The sequence below is a fragment of the Ruminococcus sp. AM42-11 genome (assembly GCF_003480145.1).
Taxonomy (GTDB): Bacteria; Bacillota; Clostridia; order Lachnospirales; family Lachnospiraceae; genus Blautia_A; species Blautia_A faecis.
This window is the reverse complement of the sequence record NZ_QUIO01000082.1, coordinates 1-5,210: the sequence shown is the minus strand read 5'-3', so window position 1 is coordinate 5,210 and position 5,210 is coordinate 1. Positions and strand designations below refer to the sequence as shown.

The 5,210-nt window shown below is 30.7% G+C and carries 9 protein-coding genes; all 9 read left to right on the top strand.

What is annotated here, in order from left to right; genetic code table 11:
* The first annotated feature begins 78 nt into the window (after nt 1-78).
* The 9 genes from DW904_RS22350 to DW904_RS22310 all read left to right on the top strand — a co-directional run bounded on the left by DW904_RS22350 (nt 79) and on the right by DW904_RS22310 (nt 5,132).
* Entirely contained in the window at nt 79-279 is a 201-nt protein-coding gene (locus DW904_RS22350; protein WP_118584310.1) for a hypothetical protein, read from the top strand.
* A 13-nt stretch (nt 280-292) separates the two neighbouring features.
* Nucleotides 293-742 carry a hypothetical protein gene (locus DW904_RS22345; protein ID WP_118584309.1) on the top strand — a complete coding sequence of 150 codons (450 nt, stop codon included), beginning with the start codon at nt 293-295 and terminating at the stop codon, nt 740-742.
* 30 nt (nt 743-772) lie between these two features.
* The gene (locus tag DW904_RS22340; RefSeq protein WP_118584308.1) at nt 773-1,342 is read left to right on the top strand and encodes a hypothetical protein; all 570 of its coding nucleotides are present in this window, start codon (nt 773-775) and stop codon (nt 1,340-1,342) included.
* Nucleotides 1,343-1,346: 4 nt separating this feature from the next.
* A complete protein-coding gene (locus tag DW904_RS22335) occupies nt 1,347-1,811 on the top strand; it encodes a hypothetical protein (RefSeq protein ID WP_118584307.1) in 465 nt (154 codons plus the stop codon).
* A 240-nt stretch (nt 1,812-2,051) separates the two neighbouring features.
* Nucleotides 2,052-2,828 (top strand): hypothetical protein, encoded by a 777-nt coding sequence (locus DW904_RS22330; protein WP_118584306.1) that lies wholly within the window; start codon nt 2,052-2,054, stop codon nt 2,826-2,828.
* Nucleotides 2,829-2,900: 72 nt separating this feature from the next.
* Nucleotides 2,901-3,209, top strand: a complete 309-nt coding sequence (locus DW904_RS22325; RefSeq protein WP_118584305.1) for a hypothetical protein — start codon at nt 2,901-2,903, stop codon at nt 3,207-3,209.
* Between the two features lie 15 nt (nt 3,210-3,224).
* Nucleotides 3,225-4,247 (top strand): tyrosine-type recombinase/integrase, encoded by a 1,023-nt coding sequence (locus tag DW904_RS22320; protein ID WP_118584304.1) that lies wholly within the window; start codon nt 3,225-3,227, stop codon nt 4,245-4,247.
* Nucleotides 4,248-4,466 (top strand): type II toxin-antitoxin system HicA family toxin, encoded by a 219-nt coding sequence (locus tag DW904_RS22315; RefSeq protein ID WP_118584303.1) that lies wholly within the window; start codon nt 4,248-4,250, stop codon nt 4,464-4,466. It begins immediately after the preceding gene.
* Between the two features lie 432 nt (nt 4,467-4,898).
* Nucleotides 4,899-5,132 (top strand): hypothetical protein, encoded by a 234-nt coding sequence (locus DW904_RS22310; RefSeq protein WP_118584302.1) that lies wholly within the window; start codon nt 4,899-4,901, stop codon nt 5,130-5,132.
* Nucleotides 5,133-5,210 lie beyond the last annotated feature (78 nt).

The window sequence follows — 5,210 nt, the reverse complement described above, 5'->3', positions numbered from 1 at the left end:
ATAAGAAGACTGGAAAAGGATTTGAAGCAAAAATTAAAGATTTAGATTTATCATTTATAGATAAGATGAAGGAATAAAATGAAAAATTATTATAAACGAACTTTTGATGGAGCGGTTTTCTCAGAAGAAACATTAAAAGAATTTTTTGCACAGATATTACTTAAAGAAGAAAAATTTCATGCGTGGCTTAATGAAAATTTGACTAAGGGAAACATTACAATTATTTCCAGAACTGAATATACGAGAAAATTAATAAATGATTATAATCGGATGAAATAAACGGAGGTATAATATGGGCAGTTTTAGTTGGTTAAGAGCAGATAAGACAACAAAGCGAAAAAATCTTACAAAAGGAGATCGCTACAAAATACTTATTCCAAAGGAATTTGGTGGTGGATTTATTAAAGACACATATTATGATTATGGATATGTTTTTCATGGAACAGAAAATGAAGCAGATTTATATGGGATTCTGGCATATTGGAATAGTTGTGAAGGAATGGATTATTCATACGAGTGTGGACATTATCCAAGAACTATGGAAGAAATCCTTAAATATGGGAATACATGTAAGCAGTCAAATCGCAGTCAAGGAATTAATGTTGGATGTGGTAAGGAATGCATTGATAAACTAAAATATCCTTTAAAGCTTGTTTCGGCTTCTTATAAGGGAGCTTATGAAGATTGTAAAGGTCGCAGTTATAATGATCCTGAACAGGGATTTATAAAGACTTACTGGTAATAAAATGAGAGTTTGATTGGAGGTAGACAAATGGATTTATATGCATATTCACAGATTGAAAATGAAGAGATTAAGAGAATCGTCAAAGCAAATGGAATTGAAGTACCACGACTTCGTGGTTATAGATTAATGAAAGATGAAGAGCCGGTAACTAAGGATTCTATAAAAGGAAACATTGATTGTGCAATAGTTGACGTAGTTGAATGGCTATGTAGGACTGAACCAATTTGGAATGTTAATGATCCTGGTAGATTGTATTCAAGTAGCACAGATAGAAAGTGCCAATATTATCTAACAAAAGATGACCAAAAAGATTATGATTATTCTGGTATTCGCTGGGATAGAATTCATGGAAAGAAAAGGAAAATTCTTAAATTTGAAATTAAAAAGGCAAAAAAGAAAGTACTAGATCAGTTTAATACTTGGAATAAATATGCTGGTAGAGATAATGTACTTTATATCCATGCTAGAATTGGTGGAAATAATTGGAATTTTTATGGTGGTTTTGAATTAGCAAGGCAACCGTGGTTTATTGAAAAAGTTGACGATTCTTTTGATAATACATACTGTGATATTTATGCTAAAATATCTGTGAGGTGATTTAATGAACGATGGGTTTGAACCAATTGAAGAATATAATGGAGATATAATTTTGATAGAAAAATTACATGAATTTATACCATCTGAATGTTGGGAATGGAATGAAGGTGAAGAAATATCTTTAGATGATATTAGTATCGCAATTATTGAAGCCATTCCGGAAATTTCAGAACCATACGGAGATACTTGGAATCATCCTGTCTTAGAACATAAAGCAAGAGAATGGCATATTGGAAGAATTATTTATTTCATAAATCATCCAGAAGAAATTCGAGACATAGACATTGATAATCAATGTGAATGTGATCAAATACTGCCAATTCCGGTTATAGTAGATGGATGGCATAGATATGCCGCAGCTATATGGCTATACGATCAAGGAAAATTAAAAGAAATACATTGTACGTATGGTGGAAGAGTAGATGTTCTTGAATATTTACAAGGAAAAAGAAAAAAGTTGGAGGAATAGATAAATGGACGACATAGATATTGTTATAGAGATTGATGGATATACCATTAATGTAAATACAGATATGATTGAAGAAGATGTAATTCGGCAGCGAATGGGATTGAAACCAAAAGAAGTGTAAGTAAGCGATCAGATTAGGTTCTGGTCGCTTTTTGTAAAAGTTGGATTTTACAAGAGAAATTTACTGACAATACAAGATAAATGTGGTATGATTTAAGAAATTAATTGTACGTGAAATAATTGAAATGGAGGAAAGAAAATGGCACATTATGGAATGATGATCGGTTTGATCATATCTTTTTTTACGATTCTGATGATTTCTTGAGTAGTAATAAGAAAATATTAGCATCTCAACTAGAACAATTTGCAGAAATGTTTGAAAAAGGTAGAAAAAGAGAGTTTGGATATTCAAAATTTATGCTTATTTATGGTTGTACAACAGATGACTATGAGAGGGACATTTTTAATTATGAATGCTTAGAGTTTAAAGGTGTCATGACAAATGAAGAGAAAGAGTTTTTTAAGGAACTTTTATTTGTAAAAAATGCACAACCATACATAGATGCAGGTTATCTTGTATACGATGGAAAAAAGACTAAACCACCTATACATGCATATGCTCCATCAACAACAGATGATTATTGGTTCCCAACTGAAAAATGTAAAATTGATTACGAAAAATATGTAGAGGAAAAGAAGCAGAAAAAATACAATGAAGCTTTGAGAAAAGCAGCGATAGAAGCAGGTGTATTATCAACTGATGGAACAGGTAAACCAGCAGAATTTTGTAATTCAGATTGTTATAATAATATTCCTTTTTTCACAGCCGATCAGATTAAAATAGGATTAGGATTACTTGTTGTATCCGGAATACTTCTTATTACAATATTTGCACCTTTTATTGTATTAATTTGGGTTTGGTATCTTTGTGACGTTTATAAAGATTATAAACAAAGGCAATTTGCAGCAGAGCGATATTATAGAGCCACACATGGACTTCCATATAATAAAAAATAATATTTACAATAGAAACAGCTTACATAAATGTAGGCTGTTTTTGTATTTAAGAAAACCGGAGGTATAAGCGAAATGAAGAATATAAGATTATTACAGGCTGCCAATTCAGAATGCACAAATAAAGCTTTCATCATAAGAATGTGTGAATGTGTAAAGGATAGATTACTGGAACTACAAATGCGTACAACATTTCGTCCTACAAGTGTTAATGAAGAAACGCTTAGTGAATGGGAAGAAGTTGCTGATGTAGCAAATGATATTATGAAAAAATATAAGGAGGATGAAATTGATGATGAATTAGAAGATATGATTGTAGATATGAAAGAAAAAATATTGGATTATCATATGAATTATCAGGGAATAAGCAAATTGGTAATATAAAGTGAGGTGATAAAGATGACAGGTAGAATGGAGATAGAAGTCAAATATACAAACAATATAGATCGGCTCCTAAAAAATGAGCCAGAATATATGGATCTGTTTAATGTGTTTATGATCGCAGATGATAAAACGGTAAAGACAAGATTAAACTACATTAACAATGTAGTAAGGTTTATACATTATCTAAAAGATTCTGGATATCCAACGGAAACTATAGATGATATTGGAAAATTAAATGTAGAAACTATAAGAAAATATATTGTAGACGATGATAATCGTGTAATTATAGATAATAGAAGAATTTCTGATTCTTATAAGTACATTAGATATTTTTCTTTAAATTGCTTTTTTAAGTTTTTGGAAGATGGGGATCATATTAATAAAAATCCAATGAGAAAAATTAAAACTCCAAGCAATAAAAGAATGAAGAAAAAAGTATATTTGGATGTTAATGAAGTAAGGGAAATTGAGAAAAATGTGTCTTCTGGAAATACTAAAAGAAGCAAATCATATCTTTCTCAGTGGCATGAGAGAGATGAGGCTATAATTAATCTTGGATTCCATAAGGCACTACGAGTTTCTGCGATAATCTCAATTAATCTTGAAGATATTAACTGGGAAGGTAAATCTTTAAGTGTTATTGAAAAAGGAAATGACCCACGGCATATTCATCTCAGTGACGGTACAATCAAAATACTTCAGTGTTGGGTCCAGAAGCGAAATGAATATACTAAAGTAAATGGAGTGGAAAGTCCTGCATTATTTATTTCAAACAAATCTGGCAGAATTTCACAAAAAACAGTTGGAAGGATATTAAGATCATATGCCGGTGACATCAATAAAGAAAAAAGAATTGTACCACATACAATGCGAAGCTCTACCGGCACGAATTATTATTTAAAAACCGGAAATGCTAGAGCTGTGCAACAGTTACTTGGACAAAAGAGTTTAGCAGCAACACAGAAATATTTGGATGATACAGTTCAGCAGAGAAGAGAAATTACTGATGCAGTAGAAGATTTATATGGGGATGATTAAATGAATAAAAGTTTAGATGATATATTAAGAAATAAGGGAGACTTGAAGCCACGCCAGGTTGAGAAGATATTTAATGCAAATGGATGGTACATAGTCAGAACAAATAATCATAATATATATAAGAAGGAAGGCAGATCGGAGCTGGTAATAGCTCCGATTGGTAATATGAATTGGAAAACATTTCGTGATACTTGCAAGAGATGCGGTATGGCAATGTAATGTAATTTATGGTATGATTAAAATAATTTAAATTTGTAAAATTGCAAAATCAACGTTTTAAGGAAGGTGTTTAAATGAATTACGAACAGTACGATAGATATGTTTTTACGCAAAAAATCTCGATAAGTATTTAGAAGAATTCAACAAAGATATAGAACGGCAGAAACAGGAAATTATAGAATTCGAAAAACGTGCAAAAGAAAGAATCAATTTAATTGATAACTGGGAACAACAGAAGAATTTTATAATATTAGGAAGTGCATACAAAAATGGAAAGACAAAGGTGATATTTTTAATAAAAAGATATCCGGATCAATCACAGAGAGACGAAAGATATGAGTTCAATAAAATTGCTGACATGAGAAAGAAAATGATAGAACTTGAAGAGAAATATTCAGATTCCGATTGGTCAAATTTTGTAAGGGAGATTGAATGAAAAAAATAGAATTGTCAGATGTGCAAAAATTATATAATGGAACAAAAGTGTATGTTGAATGTGTTGGAGCAGAATGGTATTTTTCAGATAAGGAAAAATATAAAACGTGGAATGTAAAACAAGAAGATGGACTTCATTATGAAATCGAAACTAAAGACAACACTATAAGCTTTCCATATGATTTTGACTATAATGGATATAATATGGAAATTGCCTGTTATATTGAATAAATATAAAATTTAACTTTTACAGAGGTAGAAATATGGAATCGGAATTATTAAAATTGAAAAATAATTATGAATTTTGGG

Coding starts and splice junctions, on each gene's coding strand:
- DW904_RS22345 (WP_118584309.1), top strand. CDS start 293: ATGGGCAGTTTTAGTTGGTTAAGAGCAGATAAGACAACAAAGCGAAAA.
- DW904_RS22315 (WP_118584303.1), top strand. CDS start 4,248: ATGAATAAAAGTTTAGATGATATATTAAGAAATAAGGGAGACTTGAAG.
- DW904_RS22350 (WP_118584310.1), top strand. CDS start 79: ATGAAAAATTATTATAAACGAACTTTTGATGGAGCGGTTTTCTCAGAA.
- DW904_RS22335 (WP_118584307.1), top strand. CDS start 1,347: ATGAACGATGGGTTTGAACCAATTGAAGAATATAATGGAGATATAATT.
- DW904_RS22320 (WP_118584304.1), top strand. CDS start 3,225: ATGACAGGTAGAATGGAGATAGAAGTCAAATATACAAACAATATAGAT.
- DW904_RS22340 (WP_118584308.1), top strand. CDS start 773: ATGGATTTATATGCATATTCACAGATTGAAAATGAAGAGATTAAGAGA.
- DW904_RS22310 (WP_118584302.1), top strand. CDS start 4,899: ATGAAAAAAATAGAATTGTCAGATGTGCAAAAATTATATAATGGAACA.
- DW904_RS22325 (WP_118584305.1), top strand. CDS start 2,901: ATGAAGAATATAAGATTATTACAGGCTGCCAATTCAGAATGCACAAAT.